This window comes from Leptolyngbya sp. CCY15150 (assembly GCF_016888135.1).
Taxonomy (GTDB): Bacteria; Cyanobacteriota; Cyanobacteriia; order RECH01; family RECH01; genus RECH01.
On sequence record NZ_JACSWB010000129.1, the window covers coordinates 46,221 to 69,623 of the forward strand.

Annotated in this window: 15 protein-coding genes; 3 read left to right on the forward strand and 12 right to left on the reverse strand. The window is 54.2% G+C overall.

Going from position 1 to position 23,403, the window contains the following annotated elements; genetic code table 11:
* Window positions 1-170 precede the first annotated feature (170 nt).
* Both JUJ53_RS03140 and JUJ53_RS03145 read left to right on the forward strand, forming a co-directional pair.
* Window positions 171-3,722, forward strand: a complete 3,552-nt coding sequence (locus JUJ53_RS03140) for a filamentous hemagglutinin N-terminal domain-containing protein (RefSeq protein ID WP_204150522.1) — start codon at window positions 171-173, stop codon at window positions 3,720-3,722.
* Window positions 3,722-6,238: a CHAT domain-containing tetratricopeptide repeat protein gene (locus JUJ53_RS03145; protein ID WP_204150523.1), complete on the forward strand. Its 2,517-nt coding sequence runs from the start codon at window positions 3,722-3,724 to the stop codon at window positions 6,236-6,238. The genes JUJ53_RS03140 and JUJ53_RS03145 overlap by 1 nt, the downstream gene beginning before the upstream one ends.
* Here the strand turns inward: JUJ53_RS03145 and JUJ53_RS03150 are convergent.
* The 12 genes from JUJ53_RS03150 to JUJ53_RS03205 form a co-directional block, all read right to left on the reverse strand.
* On the reverse strand, window positions 6,216-7,622 hold the full coding sequence (locus tag JUJ53_RS03150) for a HAMP domain-containing protein (RefSeq protein WP_204150524.1): 1,407 nt from the start codon (window positions 7,620-7,622) through the stop codon (window positions 6,216-6,218). The genes JUJ53_RS03145 and JUJ53_RS03150 overlap by 23 nt on opposite strands.
* A 27-nt stretch (window positions 7,623-7,649) precedes the next feature.
* A complete protein-coding gene (locus tag JUJ53_RS03155; RefSeq protein ID WP_204150525.1) occupies window positions 7,650-8,063 on the reverse strand; it encodes a cyclic nucleotide-binding domain-containing protein in 414 nt (137 codons plus the stop codon).
* 64 nt (window positions 8,064-8,127) lie between these two features.
* Entirely contained in the window at window positions 8,128-10,293 is a 2,166-nt protein-coding gene (locus tag JUJ53_RS03160; protein ID WP_204150526.1) for a HAMP domain-containing protein, read from the reverse strand.
* Window positions 10,280-13,459 carry a cyclic nucleotide-binding domain-containing protein gene (locus JUJ53_RS03165; RefSeq protein WP_204150527.1) on the reverse strand — a complete coding sequence of 1,060 codons (3,180 nt, stop codon included), beginning with the start codon at window positions 13,457-13,459 and terminating at the stop codon, window positions 10,280-10,282. The genes JUJ53_RS03160 and JUJ53_RS03165 overlap by 14 nt, the downstream gene beginning before the upstream one ends.
* Window positions 13,460-13,671: 212 nt before the next feature.
* Window positions 13,672-15,822 (reverse strand): hypothetical protein, encoded by a 2,151-nt coding sequence (locus JUJ53_RS03170; protein WP_204150528.1) that lies wholly within the window; start codon window positions 15,820-15,822, stop codon window positions 13,672-13,674.
* 111 nt (window positions 15,823-15,933) lie between these two features.
* Window positions 15,934-16,119, reverse strand: a complete 186-nt coding sequence (locus tag JUJ53_RS03175; protein WP_204150529.1) for a hypothetical protein — start codon at window positions 16,117-16,119, stop codon at window positions 15,934-15,936.
* Between the two features lie 142 nt (window positions 16,120-16,261).
* Window positions 16,262-17,107, reverse strand: a complete 846-nt coding sequence (locus tag JUJ53_RS03180; RefSeq protein ID WP_204150530.1) for a radical SAM protein — start codon at window positions 17,105-17,107, stop codon at window positions 16,262-16,264.
* Between the two features lie 276 nt (window positions 17,108-17,383).
* Window positions 17,384-18,634: an ABC transporter substrate-binding protein gene (locus JUJ53_RS03185; protein WP_204150531.1), complete on the reverse strand. Its 1,251-nt coding sequence runs from the start codon at window positions 18,632-18,634 to the stop codon at window positions 17,384-17,386.
* Between the two features lie 29 nt (window positions 18,635-18,663).
* Window positions 18,664-19,758, reverse strand: coding sequence for an ABC transporter ATP-binding protein (locus tag JUJ53_RS03190; RefSeq protein WP_204150532.1), 1,095 nt, complete (start codon window positions 19,756-19,758; stop codon window positions 18,664-18,666).
* A 48-nt stretch (window positions 19,759-19,806) separates the two neighbouring features.
* Window positions 19,807-20,607 carry an ABC transporter permease subunit gene (locus tag JUJ53_RS03195; protein ID WP_204150533.1) on the reverse strand — a complete coding sequence of 267 codons (801 nt, stop codon included), beginning with the start codon at window positions 20,605-20,607 and terminating at the stop codon, window positions 19,807-19,809.
* Window positions 20,604-21,527: an ABC transporter permease subunit gene (locus JUJ53_RS03200; RefSeq protein WP_204150534.1), complete on the reverse strand. Its 924-nt coding sequence runs from the start codon at window positions 21,525-21,527 to the stop codon at window positions 20,604-20,606. The genes JUJ53_RS03195 and JUJ53_RS03200 overlap by 4 nt, the downstream gene beginning before the upstream one ends.
* 118 nt (window positions 21,528-21,645) lie before the next feature.
* Window positions 21,646-22,719, reverse strand: a complete 1,074-nt coding sequence (locus JUJ53_RS03205) for a phosphotransferase (protein ID WP_204150535.1) — start codon at window positions 22,717-22,719, stop codon at window positions 21,646-21,648.
* Window positions 22,720-22,900: 181 nt separating this feature from the next.
* On the opposite strand from JUJ53_RS03205, the gene JUJ53_RS03210 reads away from it, so the two are divergent.
* A complete protein-coding gene (locus JUJ53_RS03210; RefSeq protein ID WP_204150536.1) occupies window positions 22,901-23,389 on the forward strand; it encodes a GNAT family N-acetyltransferase in 489 nt (162 codons plus the stop codon).
* Window positions 23,390-23,403: the final 14 nt, after the last annotated feature.

Below are 23,403 nucleotides of genomic sequence, written 5' to 3' on the forward strand. Positions count from 1 at the left end.
CCTGTATTGTATAGCTGCAATAGAGACTGGTGTCGGGAATGGCGTTGCTGAATTGTGTAGTATGACTCTGCAAAGGTTTGCAGGCGGTTTCAGTGTTTCTCATTCAGGTTCATACCCTGATTCAGCAACACTCTGGGAATTAAACTATTATGTCCTGAACTGAGATCACTATGAACTATCGTCTATGTGGGTATGGCGGATCGCTGCTGCTGGCTGTGTGGAGTGGGATGGCGATCGCTCCCAGAAGCGTAGCCCAATCCATCATGCCAGCCAATGACGGCACAGGTACAGAAGTACGCCAAGTTGACGGTCAATTTGATATCGACGGTGGGCAGCTATCCCAGGATGGTCGTAACCTATTCCATAGTTTTGAGCAATTTGGCTTAGATGAGGCGCAGATTGCAAATTTCTTATCTCAACCTGAGATTGACAATATCCTAGGTCGGGTTGTCGGTGGTAGTCCCTCGATCATCCAAGGCATTCTTCAGGTGAGTGGTGGTGCATCGAATCTGTATTTGATGAACCCGGCGGGGATTGTGTTTGGAGAAACGGCTAGCTTGAATGTGCCGGCCAGCTTTACGGCTACCACGGCCGACCGTGTTGACTTTGCCGAAGGCTGGTGGATGATCGGGGAAACGCCAGTTGATCAAGACTTAGTCGGTGATCCAACGGCATTTAGGTTTGGGCCAGAGTCGTCGGGCGCGATCGTCAATGCCGGTACCCTGCAGGTGTTGCCGGGAGAACATCTGACCCTGTTGGGTGGCACAGTAGTCAGCACAGGGCAACTGATTGCACCGGGAGGCACCATCACCCTAGCCACGGTGCCGGGAGGCCATGGTGTCCGCATGAGCCAGCCAGGGCAGGTGTTGAGTCTGGAGATTCAGCCTATGGGGGAGGGGGAGATCACGGAAGCGCCGGAAATAGCGATCGCCTCTTTGCCCCAGCTCTTGACCCGTGCTGACATCGGCCATGCTCAAGGGGTGACGGTGATGGAGGATGGTACCGTCTACCTGAACGGATCAGGGATAGCGATCGCCGAGGGTGATCTAGCCGTTCAGCAGTTGGCTGCACAGGACGCGATTCTATCGTCTAGCAGAATTATCTCCTTGGTGGAAAGTGAGTTGATCACCGACGGTGATTTATCTCTACGGGCAACGGATACGCTCACCCTCCGGGACAGTGTGACCACGCCTTTGGTGATTCAAGCAGGCGGAGATCTGATACTCCAGGGCGATCGCTCGGTGGATATTCTAGCGCTCAACCATCCAGCCTTTCCCCTGCAAAGCGGCGGTTTATTCCAACTGATCAGCGATGGGGTGATTTCCACCGATGCGCATTTTGTATCGGGTGGGGCATTTTCTATTGTGAACTTGTCAGGGCAACCGGCCTCCTTCGTCAGTCTTTATGATCCAATTATCAGCGCTGATGGAGATGTGCAATTTGGAGACTATACCGGCGCTGCACTCTTAGTAGAAGCCACGGGAAGTATTGAGGGTGGTACAATCACTATCACTCAACCGGATTTAACCTACAGCGTTATTCCAGATTGGGAAATCGTTGGTGTGGGGCGGGTAGAATTTTCCAATTATGATGCCGCTAATGCCGATGTGGTGCCTGCTCAAGTTGTGATTACGACCAGAGATCTGAATGGGGCAAATGGACTAAATAATGCAAGCGTGCCAGCGGCGGAGCTAGAAGCGTTCTTAGAGTTAGGTGCAGGTGACTTATCTAGTCTGGGAAATGGTGCAGCAGTTGATGGATCAGGCATGCGCACGACGGTAACGGTTGCGGCAGGTGATGTTATTCGTCTTAACTGGCAGTTCTTCAGCAATGGATTAAATGACTTGTTGCCAGGTACGAATAACTTTGCCGTTGTTTCTCTGTCTGGGCCAGACGTTGTCGTAACGGAGTTGGTGAATACAGACTTCCCAGGAGGATTTCCTCTCATTTCAGCAGAGGTTAATCAAGCTCTAGATAACTTTCTATCCTCCGTGACCGAGGTTTCTGGTGCCTTGCCGCAAACCATTGAAATTCCCGTTGCGGTAGCAGGTACCTACACTTTAGGTATTGCTGTGATCAATGCTGATGCGGTGGAGTCTGCGACACTGCTGGTAGACTCAATCACGCCCAACCCGATTACAATTGACGATCGCTCCTTGCTAGCTTCCAGCCCGGCACTCATCCTTCGGGCAGGTGTCGAGACATTACAGTATGCCCCCAATGTTCCACAAGTTGACGTGCCCACGGTACCCACTGATTTTACTTCATCGGATACAACTACATCCCCCGCTAGCATTCGCGTGGGCGATATTAATACAGAATTTTTTAATTCAGATGGCATGCGCCGTGGAGGTGGCCCAGTTGTCCTTGCTGCGCCGGGCGATATTCAAGTTGGATCGATTACGACGGGAGGAGAGTTTGAAGATACGGAAGTGGGCGGCTTTGTTAGCCTGACAGCAGGACAAGATATTGAGGTCGTGACGATTGATACCTCAGGTTTTGATGGTGGGGATGTAACCATTCGCGCTGGCGGCACGTTTCGTGCAACGGGAACATTCTTGAGTGATGATTTTGATTTTGATCCTAGCAATGATGCCATTAATAGCGGGCCCGGAGACGGCAGCACCATTCCTGCTCGTCAAATTCCTACCAGCATCAATGCGACTGCTTTTGCTGGCGGTGCAACGATTACGATTGAACATGGTGGACGGGAGTTCTTGGTGGGCCCTATTTTTGAGCGAGACTTCGAGGGCCGTGTTGTTTATGTGAATGATGCCGGTAATGTTGTTACCTACCTGAATGCAGAGGGTGCGATCAACCGAGATCCAGAGGGAAGGGTTGTTTTTACAGATGCTGATGGTAACGAAACCCTGGATGCGACTCCGCTTTATGCTTTCCTAGATGTTGATGAGTTATCCGATGATGTCAGCTATACTGCTGGTGCGATTACCTCCAATCAAGCCAATGCTGGAGCCGTTACCTCGTTTAGGGATCGCCCGTTTCTGACGGATGAGTCTGTATCTCTTGGAGATGGGCGAATTCAAGTTTTATCCAACTATACACCGCCGGACATTCCCGGTGGCGAGACTCCGGGCGGTGAGACTCCGGGCGGTGAGACTCCGGGCGGTGAGACTCCGGGCGGTGAGACTCCGGGCGGCGAGATTCCAGGCGGTGAGACCCCGGGTGGCGAGACCCCGGGTGGCGAGACTCCGGGTGGCGAGACTCCGGGCGGTGAGACCCCGGGCGGCGAGACCCCGGGCGGTGAGACTCCGGGCGGCGAGACCCCGGGCGGTGAGACTCCGGGTGGTGAGACTCCGGGTGGCGAGGCTCCGGGTGGCGAGACTCCGGGGGGCGAGACTCCGGGCGGCGAGACTCCGGGCGGCGAGACTCCGGGGGGAGATTCTGGCGTCGATCGCCCCCGCCCTAATGAAACCCTCGCCAATGATCCCTGTAGCGCGAATTCCTTGTTAGCGTTTCAGGTTAGCAATGATGCCATCTTAGAACTGGATGATTCCATTGTTGCAGAGTTACAAACGAGTCGTGCGGGTCAAAATGCGTTGTGCAATCAGCCGGAACCGTCCCGCCCTGATCGCGTACGATCGCCCTCCCAGGATGAACTCCAGTCTCAGGATGAACCTCAGTCCCAAGCTGTCCCCAATCGAGTCGGAAGCGATCGCCCGATGGAGCTACCGCAGGTTGACCAACCGGAGGTACAGATTTGATGCGGCGTTTGATGTTGGCGTTACTGGGATTGGCGATCGCCCTTTTGCTTGCCCTACCGATGTCCCAGCCTACCCTAGGGGCTGAATCTCAATCCTTACCTGTTCCAGATAGGGTGGATGGTACTGAGGGCGATCGCTTGTTTCAGATGGGTATCGACCAGTATCAAGCCAATAATTTCGAGCAGGCGATCGCCTCTTGGCAGCAAGCGCTGGAGATTTATCAACAGATATCCCACACGGCCCAAATTCAGGCAACAGTCAGTAATCTTGGAGCTGTGTCCCTTGCCCTTGGGCGCTACACTGAGGCTGTTACCTGGTTAGAAATTGCCCTAGACTACGCACGACAGGAGGAACATTCCCTAGCTCAGGCGCGCACGTTAGGTAACCTAGTTATTGCTCATCGTTCCTTAGGGCACTATGACCGCGCCATTGCCGTCAGTCAGGAAGCTCTGCAGATCATGCGAGATCTAGGTAACCTTGCCGGGGAGGAGCAGGTGCTCAGTAATCTTGGTAATGTTTATGAACGTATCGGTGACTATGACAGGGCGATCGCTACCTATCAACAGGGGCTGACTCTAGCGCGGGCCTTAGGCGATCGCCAAGCAGAGGGAATTATCTTATCCAATGTAGGAGGAGTCTATGCGGCTCAAGGGGATCATGACCGAGCGATCGCTACCTATCTATCAAGTCTAGCGATCGCCCAATCGATCCATGATGTAGCAGGGGAAGCCCATACGCGCCTCAATTTAGGATCTGCATACTTCATCACCCATCAAGATGCCCTAGCTCTTGATTATTATCAACAGAGCCTATCTCTAGCCCAAGCGCTAGGCGATCGCCCGTTGGAAAGTCGTGTGTTGAATGCTCTGGGCATGGCGATGGCGGCAGGAGCAGACTATGAACATGCCATTGCCTATCAAGAACGCAGCGTCGCGATCGCTCGCTTGGTGAGCGATGTGAAGGAGTTAGCTGCGGGCTTGAATAACCTAGGACATAGTCTATTTGATGCAGGACGATTACCCGAGGCAGAGGTGCATCTCAGGGAGGCGATCGACCTTTGGGATCAGCTTCGAGACAATAACCGCGAGAATGATCTCTATGCCATCTCGGTGTTTGATACCCAGGTCTTTAGCTATAACCTCTTGCAGCAGGTGCTGGTAGAACAAGGAAAGATAGAGGCGGCGTTGGAGATCTCTGAGCAGGGGCGATCGCGGGCTATGTCTGCTATCCTAGCCGATCGACAAACCCAGGACGGCGATCCCCCTTTGGAGGGTGGAGTGGCAGAATCTACATCATTTACCCTGGACGACATTCGTCAAACGGCTGAAACTCATCAGGCAACGATCGTTGAATATTCTATTATTCCAGATGATAGCTTTCGCTTCCAAGGTAAACAACGGGGGCGAGAACAGGAGTTATTTATCTGGGTGATACAGCCGACGGGCGAGTTGAGCTTTCACCGAGTGGATCTCAGCAGTCTTTGGTCGGAGCGATATCCAAGCTTGGCTAACTTAGTGGAGTTTGCCCGCCAGCGCCTAGGTGCCCGCAGTGAGGCTGCTCCCAGTCCCGTGCAAGCGCCAGATACTCGGTTTATTGCTGCCCAACTGCGGCAGCTCCATGCCTTACTCATCGAGCCAATTGCCGATGATCTACCGACGGATCCTAGCGATCGCGTTGTGATCATTCCCCATGAGTCTCTCTTCTTGGTTCCATTTGCAGCCCTGCAGGACTCAGATGGACGCTATGTGCTAGAACAACATACCTTATTGACGGCTCCATCCATCCAGGTGCTAGCTCTCGCTTCTGATCCGTCTCGCTTATCTCATCAATCCACACCTTGGAGCTTCGATCGCCCTGCTGATAGCCTCGTAGTGGGTAATCCAACCATGCCTATGGTGCGATCGCCTAATTCAGAGCCCTACCAGCTTGCACCCCTCCCTGGTTCTGAACAAGAAGCCATCGCGATCGCCGCTTTTTTGAATACGCAACCCCTGATTGGCGAAGCTGCTACTGTATCAGCGGTGCTAGAACGCTTACCTCAAGCGCGGCTAATTCACTTGGCTACCCACGGTCTGTTGAGCTATGTGGAGTATGACGCCCCATCGTCGCGTGATTCTTTAGCATCGGTCAGTACCTCGCTGCTTTCCCCAGGCGCGATCGCCTTGACTCCCTCGGATGATCATAATGGATTGCTGACGGCGGAGGATATTCGTCAACACCATCTGAATGCCGATCTTGTGGTGTTGAGTGCCTGTGATACTGGTCGAGGGCAGATTACTGGAGATGGGGTGGTTGGCTTATCGCGATCGTTCCTAGTGGCTGGAGCTGAGACGCTGGTTGTGACTCTGTGGGCGGTGCCGGATGCCTCTACGGCCTTTTTGATGACTGAATTTTATCAACATCTTCAACATGGTTTAGATAAACCTACTGCTTTACGCTTGGCGATGTTAGCAAGTTTAAATAATGATCAGCAGCCCCTAGACTGGGGCGCTTTTACGTTGATTGGGGCTCCCTAGGACTTGGCTTGATGATCACCATGATGCCGCTGGTGTTGCAATCACGGCAAATAATCTGGAGATCATCCATGAGATCGACCGCCGATAGATGGCTAAAACGCTGGATGAAGTCCTCAACTCGGTGATCTATGCAGGGGTCTCTGGCTACGGTTAAGACCCAAGGACGTTCATGGTCTAGGGTGTGGTGCTGATGTTTGAGATGGGCTGTTTCATAACTCCAATGGTCAAGCGTGAAGGTCTGATCGTTGGAGGATACGAATAGACAATGCAGGTTTTGGATAGCGAAAAGTGGGGTTGCTTGAGCGATCGCTTCTGGACAGGGACGAACCTTGAGGAGCTGTTGGAGCAGGCTAACGGTGGCGGATGTATCGATCAGGCTATCCAATTGAGCAGCCTGATCAGGTATAAGATTGCCAAGAATAATATAAGTACCTTGTTCTGTATGACATGTGTCCAAAAAGTCTGTAGAACGGCGATCGCCCTCGAAGATATCCCCAGCTATCTCAATATCAGTTGTTTGCAAACGAATACTATGATTCACCGTACTTTGATAGGTTTTTGCCAGGGTGGAGATGGTTCTAAACCGTTCATTTTCCACAAGGCTGCGCTTGGCCCGCATCAAGGTTTCACCCATGACGCTACTCATGGTGCTCAAGGTATTGCTGAGATCTCGAACCTCTTGAATCATATCGATGTCAAACTGTTGATCATAGTTACCAGCGGCTACAACCTCGGCAGCATCTGCTAGCTGACGAAGTTTTCGAGTCATCAGGGTGGCAATAGAGAGGGTCAATATCAATCCAGTCGCAACAATCACTGTGGTTGAAGCGAGCACTTTCTGCCGACTCAGGGTCATTTGCTGGAGAAAGGGATTAGCGCTAATGCCAGTACATAGGATGCTTGTGGAGGTGCCACGATCGCTGATGGGGGTACAGCTTTCGAGGATAGAAATATCGGCATTCAAAAATCGAAGGGGGCTAATCCAAATGCCATCACTTTCTAGAGACTGCAGGGCTTCTTGGGGTAATGCCTGATGTTCATCTTGGGGATGGCCTGTGGAAACGTGGTGGAGTAATTCTTGCCCATCCAGCGATCGCGTTAGAATATACTTAGCTTGCCCTCGGAGTAAAATGCGCTCTAGACTCCCCTGCAGGTCTTCGAAGTCTGTGGTGTTTTCAGTATCTTCAGGGCTGGAGGACAGAACACGATTATAGCGATCGCTCTTCATAAATTCGGCAATGGCTATGGTGAGGGCGATACTCTCTTCTTCTAGGGCCCAGCGATTTTCCTGCTGCTCAGAGGTATAGGTTAAAAATCCATTGATGGCAGCTACGCTAATAAAAATAGGAAGAATGGCTAAAACGCTCTGAGTACGAATTTTCATAGGATTATCAAACGTATAAAGAACAGTTCAGGTTGTGTATGAGGGGATAAACAGCGACGGGGTATCAACGGTTGTATGGCAGAAGCCGAGCAGGAGCGATGGGCATTCGTAGACCATGGTGAAAAAGTTTTCTTTTCTAAATAAGAGGCAGGTGGCTCCTTCTCTATCTGCATGAAGATCATGGGCGATCGCTCGATTGAACAGCAAGGATTCTTCTCCAAACACCCTTGGTAGTCGGATGGGGGGAGATGTTTGAACACAGAGACTACCCTGGATAGTGATATAGAGGTAACTTAAGGGTCTGCCTCCTCGGTAGACTAGGCTACCGGGTTCATAGTGGCGCTCTTGGGCTAGGTTGGCCAGCAAAATTAGCTCTGGATCGTTGAGGCGATCAAAGGGCGGAGAAAGCTTGAGGGAAAAGAAGTGATGCTTAGGACTCATGGATGGTGTCGATCTCTGAGGGATCAGGGGTCTGCTCTAGCGTTAGAACCCAGGCTTCTGGGCGTTAAGGCACTGTGGCAACGAAAATGGGAGTGCTGCGCGTTGGATGATGACTTGCTGCGGTGAGCACCTCGTCTAACATCTGTAACAGGTCATTTAGTTCAGGGATATTCAAGAGATCATTGAGAGCATTGGAAGTATTCTGGTCTATCTGGGTGGCTCCGGAAAGCACCACGATCACTTGATGGGGTTCTAACTGAAGTTCGGGCGTGTCCAAGAAGTTGCCGATTTGGTAAGGTTGGTGGAGGCTCAGGAGGATGAAGGGGCTAGAATGACGGGCGATCGCCCGCAGGCTGTGGGTAGTTGCGTCGTAAAAGATAAAGCTCGTGACATCAAGCGGGAACAGGGGGTCTAGGGTTGTTCGAATCGAATGCCAGTCCACATAATGTTGGAGTAGGCGAGATGTCATACGCTCCAGTTCTTTGTATTGACGGGCTGCTAATAAGCGCGACTGCTGACGTTGAATGTAGGTAACCATCTCGGTATCATCGTGGGGCATGAGGGGCGAGGGGCTATCTAGTTTGGGGTCTATTAAGTTAGTTTGGGGATGGGGCAACCATACCAAGATGCGATCGCCCTCAGACACCCAGCCGGCTGCATAATGAAGCGGATCGGGTGTATAGAGCTGGATGACCGGCGGATGGTGACGCTCTGGCGGTGCTGGCTGCATTTGCCCCAGCATTTCAATCAATTCCTGCTGGCGTCTAACGGTTTCTAGGCTTTCATTGGTATCCTGTAGGGTAGCTAAGTTATCCTGTAGCGCTACGCTCATATGATTGAAGGACTGGACGAGGTCGGCAATTTCTTGGGGTTGGGAAATAATCATCTGCTGTCCATAGTGACCGGCGGCAATTTTTAAGGCCATAGCTTTCACCGATTCGATGGGCTGGGTCAACCGTCGTGAAATATAAACAGAGGCGACGATGCCAACCAGTAACGATACAATCCCGACGCTCATGACTCGCAGGAGGGCAGCGCGGGTTTTCTGAGTGATGATGGAAATATTGACATCTGCTCCGGCCATGGCTACAACCTGCCCAGTCTCGTTCAAAATTGGAGCATAGGCGACTTTGAGCAATCCCCATTCTTCCCAGGGTTTAATATCAGATAAGTAAACGCGTCCTGTCGAGGCTACTCTTTCGACACCGCTAAATTCTTCCTCGGTCAGGTTTTCAACCCAACCAATAGGCGTATGTTCTTCGCCTTCGGTGGCATCTAGAACGTAGGTAATGGTGCGATCGCCACTGACAATTTGGGTATAAACATAGGTAAGATTTAGGCGATTATTAATCCGCCGCATGGGCTGTACGTAGCCTTGGTAGTCAGGCGTTGCTTCGCTGCGATAGCCGCTGGCAAAGTCTGTCTGAATAACCTGAGTGTTTACGTTAACTTTAAAGAGTTGCTGGCTGCCAGCGATGAGCAACTGACGATCCGGTGTGAGGTCAATCCCCAAGATCGGCTGCTGGGTCTTGGCCATCAGCTCGTCCATGAAGGGCAGGGGTAGGGGGGTGACGGTGGCTGGATCGATGGCGATCAGGGGCTGATCTTGGATGGTGGTGCCGTAGAGAATACCGCTGTTGATGCTCAGGGATCGCACAAAGGTCGGCAGGGTGCCGGTTGGGGTGACGGTGCCCGTGGTGGGATCAATCGTCGATAGGGATCGATGACTGCCGTATAGAATATCAGCGTCTTCATCGTAGGCAATGCCGGATACGGCGGTACTGAGCGGCAGCGATCGCGTATCGCCATGGTGAGGATCAATCGTGATTAATTGTTGACCAGCTCCATTCACGCCGTAGAGCAGATCCTCGTCGCTATGGTAGGTGATGTCGGTGAGGTTGTAGAGGCTGCTGGATTGCACGGGCAGGGCTTCCCCCGTGGTCAGATTAATCTCATACAGGTGGCCGCTGGCATCAAGACCATAGAGGCGGCGATCGCGACTATCGTAGGCGAGGTTGCGAATATCTATGGGACGGTAGATCGAGGCATGGACGTCGGGATCGACGAAGGAGGCTGTCACCGTACTCACGGCAAATAGCTTTTGGTCGAAGCCGCGCATAATTAACTGGCGAATATCGAAGTAGTGGCTGACGGCGATCACGGTGGAAATCATCGCCAGCAGCGGCGTAACGCCGAGCAGAATTAGGGTCTGAAGCTTAACGTTTGGCATGGGATGGGACGGTGAGCTTGGTTTCTAGCAGCTTGATGGCAATGTTCGGGTAGGTCTCGGCGGCCCGCAGCAGGGAGCTGGCCGATATCACTAGGGCATGGAGATGCTGGGTCTTGGCGGTATGGGTGCGATCGCGTTGGCCATATAAACAGTCTTCGCCAAACCAGTCCCCTTCTGTGCGATCGCCGGTGTCGAGATAGACGATGCCGGACAAGATGTAATAGACCTGCTCGGCAGGATCCCCAGGCTGGTAGAGCAAGGCGTCGATATACCGAACCTCGGTGGCATCCTGCGCAATGGCTTCTAGCTCCCGGATACTGAGGGCGGCGAAAAATCGTCCTCGCGATAGCTGGGCAATGCGTTCAACCAGGTTCAGGCGGTCTGGGATCTGAGTTTCGGAGGGCGATGCTCGAAAGAGGAGCGACATCACCGTCTCGCGAACCATGCCACTCTGGGCAGACTGGTGCAGCATGGGGCGCAGGCGATCGCTAGCATTGTCTTGCTGATCCCAGATCGCCTGCACCGCCGCTGCCCGCTCCAGCTCATGGGTACTGGTCAGCGACTGGTGGAGCACCTCCTCGGCGGAGTCATAGGACTGGTCGCGTCCCACAGGAAGGCGATCGCGGAAGTTGCGGGAGTCCAGCAGGGGCAGCAGCGCTTGGAAAATGGCGCGACTAACGCCCTGCTCAATGGTTTCAATGGCATTACCGCGCTCTTTGAGGTTGTCGGATCGCAGAGAGGCTCGCAGCAGTTCAAAGTCGGGGAGCCGTCCGCCTAGGGTGAGCATTTCCAAGATAAAGCTAACCGCCGTTTCGCGACCATCTTGATACATCAGCGTCAACACGGTTGCGCCGGGGCGCTGGTCTTGGGTGGCCTGAAGGATCGCTTGATGGTGCAGGAAGCGGTAGGCTTGCTCAATCTCCGTGGTAATCAGCCGAGGAAAAATGGCTTCAAACTGGGCAAAGGCTAGACGGCTAATGGCCCGTGCGGCCATCGATCGCGCATCGTAGGATTGCCCTGTATCCTGAAAGATGGCGATCGCCGCCGGGATAGCTTTCAAGCCAATCTGCAGCACCACATCTTCTGCCTGGCGTTTTTCCACCGGTGTGAGATGTTGGCTGAGGGTGAGCAGCGGCGAGACGCAACTGGAGTCATTGATCTTGATCAACGACTCTAGGGCGAGGCAGCGTTCATCGGCTGTCCCTAGGCGAATGGCCTGGAGCAGCGGCTGGAGCAGTCGGCTAGACTCTTGGTCAGCTAGGTAGCGAATCGCATCGAGGGCTTCCCGGCGCAGGGAGGTTGAGGGATGGGAAAGATAGGGTAGCAGCAGATTGGTATAGCGAGTCTGACGCGATCGCCCGAGGGCGCGAATGGCGGCCTGTTGCTCGGCCTCGGTGCCTTGGAGCATCCTATCGAGATGCTGCAAGGCATGACTGCGGGCCTTGAGGCTCCAATCATTGAGCGACACGACGATCGCTGCCCCCCGCACATTAGCGTCGTCTGATTCTAGAAGCGGATGAGCGGTCGTTGCGCTAATTAAGTTGTTATAGCCCAGCTCTTCTAGCAGGCTGAAATGGAGCGACACCTCTTGACGATCCAGCCATGTATAAAACATACGCACCACCTCATAGTCTTGACTGCTGAGCATCAGGGAGAAAATAGATTTCATCTGTCCCCATTGCTTTTGGGGCAAGGTCTGTAGATAATCGAGCAGGGCCTGCACCGCAAGTAAGCGATCGTTGTACCACAGAATCCGTAGGGCAGAGAGCAAGGTATGGGTCGGTAAACTGGGCAGGTCTAGCACCAACTGTCGCGACTCTTGGGGGCTTAAGGTCAGCTTTGCCTGGCGGGCCAGGGAAAAGTCTAGCCATCCTTCCCGCAGCAGGGTCACCATGGCCCGCAGATAGTCTTCTCGCACAATCAGCACCAGGAGCCAAAAGATAGCCACGATCCCCAACCCTACGGTGGAAAGGGCAGCAGGACTGAGCGATCGCGAAAAGATCAGCAAAAATCCGCCAATGACGATCGTCGCCATGGGTTCACATAAACCCTCAATGAAGGTGCGCACCTGCTGTTTCACCTGGGCGGGAATGGCGTTAAACAAAAAGTTTTGGTTATTGTACTCAATCGACGTCAAAATTCCTTGGTAGGCGAAAAATCCAAACAGGGCTGCAGGATATCCGCCTTGCAGGGAAAAAAGTAGGAAGGCGATTAGGTAAACAGCGGGCTGGATCAGCGCTACGTTGCGGACGCCAATGGAAAGCACCAGGCGATTGAACAAAAATAGATTCACCCCAATATTGAACAGATTGGTGAGCAAAAACAGTAGCCCTAGGAGAGAGGCGATCTGCTCAACGCTGCCTTGGGATTCAAAAATATTTAGATAGAGGTATTCATTTAAGGTCGTAAGGATCAGCGTGGTGAAGAAGATGCTGGTCAGCACCATGATGTAGCGCGATTGGGTGATGATTCCCACCACTTTTTTATTTTGCTGCCAGAAATTTTCGGTGGCGATCGCTTCCTCGGGCTCTTCATCCAATCGATGTAGGTTCTGCTTAATGTTGTACAGCACTGGCAAGGTGAGCAGGGCGATCGCCGCCCAGATTAGGAATAGGTATCGGGTGGCGATGACTTGGGCGAATACCGTGACGATGCCACCGCCGATGGAGGTGCCGAGGGCGGTACCGCTGCTGAAGATGGGGAATAACCGTTTTCCGTCTTGGATATCAAAGTAGCCATCGGTAAAATTCCAAAATAGGGAATAGAGCGCGATGTACCACAGCCAGGTATAGAGCTTGGCCACGTAAAAAATCCAGGCGGGAGCGTTTAAGCCAGTGCTGCCTGAAAATAAGGTGAGGAGAAGAAAAAAACTGCTGCCACCCGTGATTAACGCCAGCAGGGTGAGATTAAAGACTCGATCAATGCCATAGCGCCCAATCAAATAGGAGTAGATGGGCGTATAGACCATCATGACGACGGGCAGTAGTAGGTAAACGATGGGTAGCTTGACCGAGCCTACTTCTACGATAAAAAGGGCATCAGCACTGCTGATGCCAATGGCTAAACCGGCTTGCAGCATGGCTCCAAGCAAGGTAAAGCGGATGACTTTCCCGAGTTCGCGATCGCGAATTTTAAGGGCACGCTGGAGAAAGGATTGGATAGCCATGCAGTTGCAGCCAGAAACCAGACAAGGTACGAGAAGAGCGATCGCTAGATGCTAGATCTGGGATTCCATAAAATCCTCGACTCAGTTCTAGACAATCTAGAGTAATATACTTAACCGTAGTTATACAGGTATAGCCTAAATTTGTGTGGTTAGGACGGAACATGAGGCGTCCTAAACCCCCCATCGTCATAGATAAAAACAGCCTATCATGATCATCGACGTCGGCTGCTGCCTCCGGAGCTGGATCGCCGGGAGGAACCCCCCGAGCTAGAGCGTCGGCTGCTGCTTCCAGAACTGGATCGCCGGGAGGAACTGCTTGAGCTAGATCGGCGGGAGGAACTGGAGGAGGATCGGCGGGAGGAATAGCTGGAGGAGGAACGAGACGATGAACGAGACGATGACGTTCTGGAGAGGGGCTGACTAGACTCCTGTGCTTGCTGCTGGCGAAGGCTAGACTCCATCTGGCTAATCTCCTGCAGACCCTGATCGACTTGCTGGAGAATGCCCTCTAAGCGCTCCACGGCTTGGATAGCTTGGTCAAGATGTTCGGGAGCCATGCTGATCTGGGTTATCTCGGCATGGAGGTTGTGGGCTTCGTCTAACAGGTTGGTGATGGCCTGGAATTTTAAGTCTGCGGTGGTCGGTTGATACCACTCAGAACGAGGCACCATCCGCCGCAGGTAGGGTAAGCTTCTGATCTGACACCGTCGCCGTTGCTCCTGCTGGGATTCCAGGCGGCTAGCATAGGCGCTGATCTGGTGTTTTAACTGCTTGTGTTGCTCAACCCGCTGTTCTATGCCCTTGAGCAGGGTCTCGGAGTAGAGCTGGATGGTGTCAATACTGGCAGCGATCGCTGCCCATTCACCCTTGGCTACCCTGGTTTCTAAGGTGGCGATCGCCCCATCTAAGGTGGCCCGATAGGTCGTATAGTCGGGATACTGGTAGCCCTGGGCTATCCATTGCTGCACGGTGGCCTCTCGCTGGCGCTGCAGGGCGATGGTTTCCACAATCTGCTGCACGGTGTCTAGGTTTGCCTGAAGGCGATCGCAGCTATCTAGGGCGTCGAGGGCGCGATCGCTGTGCAATTCCCGTTCAGCGTCCTGAAGTTGCTCATCAATGAGCGTGACCATCGGCGTTAAGTCGATCGGCTGCGCTTGAGCCAGGAGATCAGGGATCAGGGAGCGCTGGTCTTGGAGTCTTTGTAACACCTTGGGCGCTTCCTGGGGCGCTGTTTGCAGCCGTAGAATCAACCGTTTGATGTCTTCTAGATAGCCTAGAATGCCGTCGGTGCTCTCCATCGCAGGATCTACAAACATCAGCTTCATCTGCAGCGGCCTGCCGTCGAGCTGCTGACGAAGGTCATAAAACTGCTGGGCTAAGGCCCCTTGGGGTTGTTCCAGCATCTGCATGGGGTTGAGCAGGGTACGCAACTGCTCGTCACTCAAGGCCATAACGCTGGGGCGACTGCCAACCCATTGCACATAAAGCTGCTCCCAAGCCGTGATCTGCTCCACGATGGGCGTCGATGTTGCCTGGGTCAACTGATGATGAATTAGAAACGCTTCGTCGAGGCTGGCCCGACATTGGCTGAGGAGCTGCTCCAACTGCTGGGCATGGTTGGGGTAGCGATCGCCCCCAAATGCCATAAACAGTTGGTATGACGGCATGTCTTGGGGCTGAGTACCGCTGAACAGATACTCCCCCGCCATCAACAACGTGGCGACCCGGCTTTGCAGATCGGCCAACTGCTGCTGCAAATCCTTCAAGTTACGTCGCCGCCGGGCCAAAACAACTACGGTGGCACCTACTCCCCCCAGACCAAACAGCCCCGCTGCAATTTTCCCGATAGGCGAGACGGCGTAATTGACCTCGTAGGTAGCGCTGAGGAATTCCGCCATGGCTAGGGTTGGATCAACGCCCATCTGCTGCTCCACTTGGCGCTTGATCTCGTCGATTTTGGGGCTGCGATCAATGGGGCGATCGTAGAGATCTTCCCCATAGGTCACAGTCACGGCCCACAAGCGAGGATTACCGGTGCTAGCTGCAAAGGATATACCGTCTCGGGCAAAGATATCGCTCTGGCTGGGATCCCGCAGGCCCGCGCTGGCTTCTATCTGATCTAAGTGGTCGAACCAAGCATCTTCGCTGGCGGATCTCTGATCGGTTACGTAAACTAAAACTTGAAACCCTCGGTCTGACCAGGGTTGAGCTGCTTGACAAAGAAGATTAGCGTCTACCGATCGCTCCGTTGCAAGGTTCACTGTTGCGTAGGGACAAGCTTGAGCCATGGCCGGAGCCATCCAGCCCATGCTAGCGATCGCAACCAGCAGTGCAGCTAATCCTAGGCGTTTGAAGAGAGACATGGCATTTGCTATGGGAGGCTGTCTTCATTTATAGCCTATTCCGCTGGCTGACCAAAATTGTGCTTCTACTGACCTTCTACCCTGCTTTGAGACCGGCAAAGGCAGGCGTGATTACCCACCCAATCCTTGTCCCAGGCTTTGGCTCATGTGGATCAAGCGTTCGGTTGTCCAGGCGTCGTGATCGCTCGTGTCCTTGGTGGTATGCGGATCAAGGGCTAAACCATCGGACAGGGCTTGGCTGATCTGAATCAAGGTTTTGGCGGTTGGATTGGAGGAGGTTGATGAAGACTGTGTCATAGGATCGTCCATGGAATGAAGGATGAATAAAAGCGATCGCTCTACTCTATGTTAAGTCTACAAAACTGTATTCAATCATACAAAAGTTTCCATGAATGATATCCATGAACAAAATAGATAGATCGGCGATCGCTCAACTCACTTAGGGATGAGAGGGTGTAGCGGCGGGTTCTAGGAACTGGGGTGTGGGCAGGTCATCCAAGTGGGAGCCGCAAACGGTACAGGCCGGTAGGTTATGGTCGACGGCATAGGGTTCATGCACCTGCTCTAGCCACGTAAAGAAGGCACGGAAGTTCTGGGCGATCGCCTCTGGATCGCTGGACAGATCGCCGAGCTGAAAATGCGGAGCCGGATTCTCCACCGCAAAGGGGCAGGCATGGACGGTGCCGTCGGTTTTTAACACCGGGTAGCAATGGGGGCATGTGTGACTAGCTTTGGGGCGCGATTCTTGCCCAGTAAAGGGATCAATGCCTCGCCCTGAATCGACGATATCGGGATGACCAATAGCGATCGCTCCCGGATGCTCTGTCTCATAGGCTTCTAGCTTATGGAGAGACGTCAAGGGCATTTGGGGCGCTCCATCACCGGTGGCGATGGAGTAGTTGAGGGAGGCGGTGGTTTTACCGAGGGGATCGGATGTGAGGATGGCCAAGAGGCGATCGGCCTGGATGCCGTTGGAATAGATGACGATCGCGCCGGTGAATCCATGGTCTCGCAGATAAGCGATCGCCCAGATGACGTTATCAGCATTCAGCGTAGGTTCACCGCCGTAGAATTTCACCGCTCCCAAATCATGCAAGATCACGGTGCGCAGGACGGCATCAAGGTGGTCGCTGGTGTAGTCGTGGTACCAGCCTTTGGGGGAGCCAAAGACGGTACAAAAGTCGCAGTCGCGGTTGCAGCGATTGCCGGGATAGAGATGCAGCTCCATCAGGCGGTTATCTTGAATCACGCCGCGATCGCGGGAGGCTCGTTCTTGAAAGACCATGGTGTTCTCCATATGGGCGGACTTGATGAAATGAAGCTAGGATATCGGGTTTCGACGTTGCTCAACCCTCTTTTTCTGAGGCTTTATGGTGCCAGCGCTCCTGCGTTGCCACCTGTCTTCGTCGCTCCTGCAACTCTTCGACTCTGGAGGTCTGGGCGCAGGAGCAACCCTGGGAGCATTCCCACCCTGAGCGTAGGAACGATGCTGACCTGCGGAATGTCGGGTTCAGGATTGGGCGGATTGGACAGGCTGATCACCATGAGACTGGCTGGAGGGTTACCCAGCCAGTTCTGTTTCCCAGAGATTTTCTAGGCGGGTGGTGTATTCGGCATTAACCAAGGGCACGGTGTTCTCCGTCAGCTCTTGCAGAGGTAGGCCATAGTCGGCTGTTACTTGGGCAAATTGGGCCTGCAGCTCTGGGGGAAGCTTTTCCACAGCCAGCAGCGGTGGATCGCCCCAAACCTCGGGCTTAAATTTCTCCAGTTGCCCCTCAGGGCTGGATAGGAGATTGGCCAACACCATGCCCCCGGCGGGATTGCCTGCATTGATGGGAATGGCGGTGAAGGATGGGTCATTCAGGGAAGCTCCTGGCAAACTGAAGGCGGTGGTGCTGTCGGGAAACTGTCCGGTGGTTAACCCTTCGACCACCCGCGAAATAAAGATCGGCAGCATCCAAATTTCACCGTTGGCAAACAGTTCGTTTAGCCGGGTTTGGGTGGGGGGATAGGTATCGCCGCTGCGCCAGAGGTAGGGTTTCAGTTCTTTTAGGTAGGCCACAACTTGTGGCGCGTTTTGCTCCCACAGCGCTTCGTTGAAGTCTGCCCCGGCATATTGCTCATAGCCGCCGGTAACGCCGTAGAGGACGGTGAGTAAAAAGCGGCTGCCATCGAAGGCGGGCGGGGCGACGTAGGCAAAGCGGCCGGGGTTGGCCTTGGCCCAATCCAGTAAGTCGGCGAAGCTTTGCGGCGTGGCATCAACCCGGCTACTGTCTTTGGCCATGATGTAGTAGGAGCCGGTGTAGGGCGCTTCGTAGCCATCAATGGGTAGACCAAAGTCATTGAGAACGGCGGGGTTTTCCAAGTCGTAGTAGGCCATGGCGGGCAGGAGGTCTGTGAACGGGCCATAGAGCAGGTTGCCTTGCTTCATAGTGCGGAAGTTCTCCCCATTGATCCAAATTAGATCAATATCGCCGCCGCTGGTGAGTCCAGCCTGCACTTCGCCTACTACTTTATTGACGGCTTCTACGGTGTCGCTGAGGGGGATGCGATTCAGGGTGATGTCGTAGTCGGTTTTGAGGCGATCGCCCACCCATTGGTCGGCGTAGGTGTTGGTGACATCACTGCCGCCCCACATGGCCCAGCGCACGGTGCTGCCTCGGGCTGCTGCCACGACGTCATCCCAGGATGCGGTGGTGGGGTCGAGGCTGGGGGTAGCGGTTGGGCGATTGCAGTTGCTGGTGAGGGTGGCTAGGCCGGCGGCGGTGGCTAGGACAAGAAATTGACGGCGATGCAGTAAACGGTGGGACATAGGTGGTATGACTGAACTCATGACTGAACTCATGACTGAACGGCAGGGGATGGCATGACGACGGACGGGCAGGGTTCGCCAGGTAGCCCCCAGAGGGCATCAGGCGGAATGTATAACCAGACGGTTTGTCCGAGGGCGATGTCTTGGGTGGGAGATCCCCAGACCTGCAGGTTGAGGTTGGGGGCGATCGCTACGGTGATGCGCCGCTGGGTGCCGGTAAATCGATTGGCGATCGCTTTTCCTTGAAGGCAATTGCCCGGTACGTCGGGCAGGTGGGCGTCGTCGGTATAGAGCTTCAGCGCTTCGGGTCGCAGGGTCACCCGCAGGGGCCCTTGGTGGGCGAGGGTGCTGGTGAGGCGTTCACCGCTGGGCAGGTGCCATTGGTGCTGCTCGGCCTGGACGGTGAAGAAGTTGACGCCGCCCATAAACCTGGCGGTGGCTTCATCACAGGGGTAGCGATAGAGGCGTTCGGGGGCATCCACCTGGCGCAGTTTTCCATCAAACATCAGGGCAATGCGCTGGGCCATGACCGTGGCTTCGGCTTGGTCGTGGGTGACGATCAGCATGGTGACTTGGGTCTGGGCCTGTAGGCTGAGGATCAAGTCCTGCATCTCTTCCCGTAGGTTGGCATCTAGGGCGGAGAGGGGCTCGTCGAGCAGCAGCAGTTTGGGGCCAATCACCAGCGATCGCGCTAGGGCCACCCGCTGGGCCTGACCGCCAGACAGTTCTGAGGGCCTGCGATGTTCAAAGCCTTGGAGCTGTACTCGATGCAGCATGGCGATCGCTTCCTTGTCTCGATCCACCCGATTCATGCCGCGCATCTTCAGCCCAAAGGCGACATTTTCCCCCACGGTGAGATGGGGAAACAGCAAGCCGCGCTGCAGCACCAGGGCCATATCCCGCCGCTCTGGCGGTACGTGGTTCATCGGACGGCCATCTAAATACATGACTCCCGCATCGGGGTGCAGCAATCCAGCCACCAGTTGCAGCGTCGTAGACTTGCCGCAGCCCGACGGGCCCAGCAGGGCCAGCACCTCTCCCTGAGCCATGGTCAGCCAGAGGTCATGCACGGCAACATGACCCTGAAACTGTTTAGTTAAATGTTCAACGACAAGATAGTCCATAGCTGGAGGCTGTCACGACAGGAGGAATGAGATCAGGAATCATATCGACTAAACGTTGCCGAGTCCGCCCAAGGCATGGTCTTGCTGCAGGGCCCGGCTGGCAAACACCAAAAATACTAGACCAGGAATCACAGAGGTGATGGCCACCGCCGCCACCAGTCCGTGATTTCCCCCTTGCAGCAGGGTGAAGAGTACCATCGGCAGGGTAAAGACGCGGCCACCACCGATGATAAAGGTGAGCAAAAATTCGTTCCATGAGATTAAAAAGGCGAATAATGACCCTACCACAACCCCCGGCGCAATCAGCGGCAGGGTGACGGTCCACAGCACCTGCCAGGGCGAGCCCCCCAGCGATCGCGCCTGCAGCTCATAGCCGAGGTCGAGGTTGGCGAAGACGCTGGACAAAACCAAGGTCATATAGGGAATGGTGGGCATGAGGTGAACCAGAATCACGCCGAGGACGGTGCCGCTTAAGCCCAAGCGGATCAGGACATACTGGATGCCCATCAGGGTTGCCAGGGGCGAGACAATAATCGGCATCAGCAGGAAAAGCTTCAGGGCCATTTTGCCAGGAAAGTCCAGGGTGCCTAAGGCGCGACCGGCGGGCAGTCCGACAACCAGGGACAGGCTGGTGGTGACAAGGGCGATCGCTAAACTTTGCAGCAGCCCTTCGCCAATGCGGGAGCTAGGGGAAAAAATCTGCATCCAATGAACCATCGTCCATTGCTCGGGCAACACCTGGGGAAAAAACCAGCTCTGGGCAACCGACCAAATCAACAGGGGCAAAAAGGGGAGGAGCAGGAGGGCGATCGCCCCTGTGATCAGACCATAGCGGGGTAAGGTGATCATGAATGACCTCGCTCTGCATAGGGTTGCCGATTTTTGGCCGTCAGAACCAGGTAGAGGGCGAGGATGGCCATGGATATCCCGGACAAGATTAAACCTAGGGCTACGGCTTCTGGACGTTTGCCTAGGTCTGTGTCGGTGAAGGCGCGGTAGACCAATACGGGCAGGGTGCGCGGGCGGGTTGATCCTAAAAGAAAGGGCACCTCGAAGGACGCAAAAATATAGCCGAAGACGATCAGGCTAGCGGATAGAATGCCTGGCTTCATCATCGGTAGCGTCACGTTCCAGAAACACTGCCAGGGGTTAGCACCCAGAGCCCGCGCCTGATGTTCGTAGTAGGGATTCATGCCCCGGAGAACCGCTAGCAAAATCAGGGTGATAAAGGGAATTTCTTTCCATAGAAAGTGAAGGAGGACGCCCCAGTTGTTCGGATCATTCACCAACAACGGCACATCCTGATCCGACTGAATCCAGCCAAGTGCCATCAGGAGTCGTGCCAAAAAACCACTGGGCGACAGCAGTAACAGAATACCCGCTACGCCCACGAGATGGGGAATGGGTAAGGTAATTTGACAGGCGATCGTGGCCCAGCGTCCTGCCGACCGCAGCAACAGCGCTAAACCAATGCTAATCAACGTAGACAGCCCGGTGGCTACCGCGGCCAGATAGAAACTCAGCCAGAGCGATCGCCCCAATTCTGGATGGGAGAAGGCGGCACCGTAGGCAGCTAGGGAGGGTTGGGTGTCTCCCAAAATGCCGATGATGCCGACACTTTGCAAGCTGGCTAGGATCAGCCCGCCGCCAAACAACAGGCCAATCATGCCGACGGCGGGCAGCAAGAGCAGGTAGGCGCGTGCCCACGTGGGCCAGCGACTCCACTGAACTAGATGTTGACGAGATAACTTAGATGTAATACCAACCATAGAGAGAAAACAAACGGCGATCGCCACTAGGCGCTTACTTTAGCAGAAACCACCGCCGTCTTCCTGAAAATCGGCTGAGGAGAGGATGAATCTCTGCTGTCTTGCCTGACCCAAGACCTCATCCTGGCTTCACCGGCTGGTCTTCCAGCCAAGCGATCACCGCTGCGCAGAGGGACGGAAAGTGCAAGCGGCTTTGCTCCAACCGCTCTAAGCGTTCCGTTGAGCTGGCGCTACCGGCATCGGCATACCAGCGGTTAGCCGTGATCCAATACCCGGCTGTCCAACAGAGCGATCGCACCGCTGGAAATGGGCCGAAGGCGGTGAAATGGCGCTGAATGGTTTCCGCTAAGCGATCGTCGTCGAGGGCTGCGTAATACTCCCGCAAAAACAGGGCGCGATCGCTCTCGGGCATATGATAGCCAGGGCGGCGCTGCACCGTCACCGGCGATAGAAAATGCCCCAGATCCCCCGCAGGCGATCCAATCTCCGCCCATTCCCAGTCAATTAAATAGGCGCGATCGCCTCCCACCACCCAGTTCTCATAGGTATGGTCGCTATGCACCAGACAGCGATGGGGCCAATCGGTCAACCATTGCTCAGTCCACAAACGCTGCTGGGCTAAGTCCAGCACCTGGTTCAGCACGTCTACGATCTGGGGATCGGCCTGGGGCGACTCGATATAGGGCTGAGCGTAGGCCTGGGATTCTTGGTAGAACAAGGACAGCGGTTGTTCTACTAGGGGCACCCTAGGCATGAGCGTGGATAGATCATGGTCGGGTGACAGGGGCAATCGATGCAGTTGGGCTAAGGTCTGGGCTGCTTTTTGTAGATCATCTGGACTATAGTTGAGCGATCGCCCCTCTAGATAATTGGTAATTAAATAAGTCCAGGGAAAATCGTCGCTTGGCGTTAGCTGAGCCTGGTATAGCTCATGGCTGATACCGCTACCGCTGAGATAGGTGAGAATGGTTTGCTCAAACTGCGTGACTCGACTAAAGACACCGCCAAATCGTTGGTTGGGGGTATTCACCGCCACCCGTACCAGTTGGGCAGCATTCAGCCGAAAGGTGACATTGGCTTCCCCATGGGCCAGCAGGCGCAGGTGGCAGTCTTGGTGATAGGCATCTTGGCGCTCAAGATGGGATTGGAGCGATGTTTGTAGCTGTTTGAGATCGAGAGTGGAGGTGGGCAATGGTCGTCAACGATGGGTCATTATTGACCACTATAAAGGATTCCTAGGCTTGGGGGCATGAAGGCGATCGTGACTACCACAGAGAATGCTCCATCGTCAGGGAGGATTTGGGTGGACTCAATCAGCAACTGTTCCCCATCTATCCTATCCTATTCGTTAACAGCGCTAGGGGATCAGCCGTATGACGATCAGACCCATCACAGACGATGATAGTGTCGCTATTACCGACATCTACAACTGGTATATCTTAAACACAACGATCACCTTTGAGCTAGAGACCATCAATGCTTTAGCTATGCAACAACGCATTCAGGAAAAACGAGTGCATCATGATTGGCTCGTGGGGGTGGTGAACCAGGAGATTATTGGCTATGCCTATTATGGTGCCTTCCGTGCTCGACCAGCCTATAGCCATACGGTGGAATCTACTATTTATTTGGCACAGGATAGGCGAGGTCAAGGGTTGGGAACGCTACTGTACAGAGAACTCCTACATTCAGCCGCCGCCCGTGGTTTTCGGGAGATGATTGGCATCATTGCACTACCCAACCAAGGCAGTATTAAACTACACCAAAAGTTAGGGTTTGAAGAAACGGGTGTACTCAAGCAGGTGGGCCATAAGTTTGATCGCTACATTGATGTGGGGATTTGGCAAAAATCTCTTGGTTAACTCTAGGACACCTC

Coding starts and splice junctions, on each gene's coding strand:
- JUJ53_RS03200 (WP_204150534.1), bottom strand. CDS start 21,527: ATGGTTGGTATTACATCTAAGTTATCTCGTCAACATCTAGTTCAGTGG.
- JUJ53_RS03145 (WP_204150523.1), top strand. CDS start 3,722: ATGCGGCGTTTGATGTTGGCGTTACTGGGATTGGCGATCGCCCTTTTG.
- JUJ53_RS03190 (WP_204150532.1), bottom strand. CDS start 19,758: ATGGACTATCTTGTCGTTGAACATTTAACTAAACAGTTTCAGGGTCAT.
- JUJ53_RS03140 (WP_204150522.1), top strand. CDS start 171: ATGAACTATCGTCTATGTGGGTATGGCGGATCGCTGCTGCTGGCTGTG.
- JUJ53_RS03195 (WP_204150533.1), bottom strand. CDS start 20,607: ATGATCACCTTACCCCGCTATGGTCTGATCACAGGGGCGATCGCCCTC.
- JUJ53_RS03210 (WP_204150536.1), top strand. CDS start 22,901: ATGACGATCAGACCCATCACAGACGATGATAGTGTCGCTATTACCGAC.
- JUJ53_RS03150 (WP_204150524.1), bottom strand. CDS start 7,622: ATGAAAATTCGTACTCAGAGCGTTTTAGCCATTCTTCCTATTTTTATT.
- JUJ53_RS03160 (WP_204150526.1), bottom strand. CDS start 10,293: ATGCCAAACGTTAAGCTTCAGACCCTAATTCTGCTCGGCGTTACGCCG.
- JUJ53_RS03155 (WP_204150525.1), bottom strand. CDS start 8,063: ATGAGTCCTAAGCATCACTTCTTTTCCCTCAAGCTTTCTCCGCCCTTT.
- JUJ53_RS03165 (WP_204150527.1), bottom strand. CDS start 13,459: ATGGCTATCCAATCCTTTCTCCAGCGTGCCCTTAAAATTCGCGATCGC.
- JUJ53_RS03175 (WP_204150529.1), bottom strand. CDS start 16,119: ATGACACAGTCTTCATCAACCTCCTCCAATCCAACCGCCAAAACCTTG.
- JUJ53_RS03170 (WP_204150528.1), bottom strand. CDS start 15,822: ATGTCTCTCTTCAAACGCCTAGGATTAGCTGCACTGCTGGTTGCGATC.
- JUJ53_RS03180 (WP_204150530.1), bottom strand. CDS start 17,107: ATGGTCTTTCAAGAACGAGCCTCCCGCGATCGCGGCGTGATTCAAGAT.
- JUJ53_RS03185 (WP_204150531.1), bottom strand. CDS start 18,634: ATGTCCCACCGTTTACTGCATCGCCGTCAATTTCTTGTCCTAGCCACC.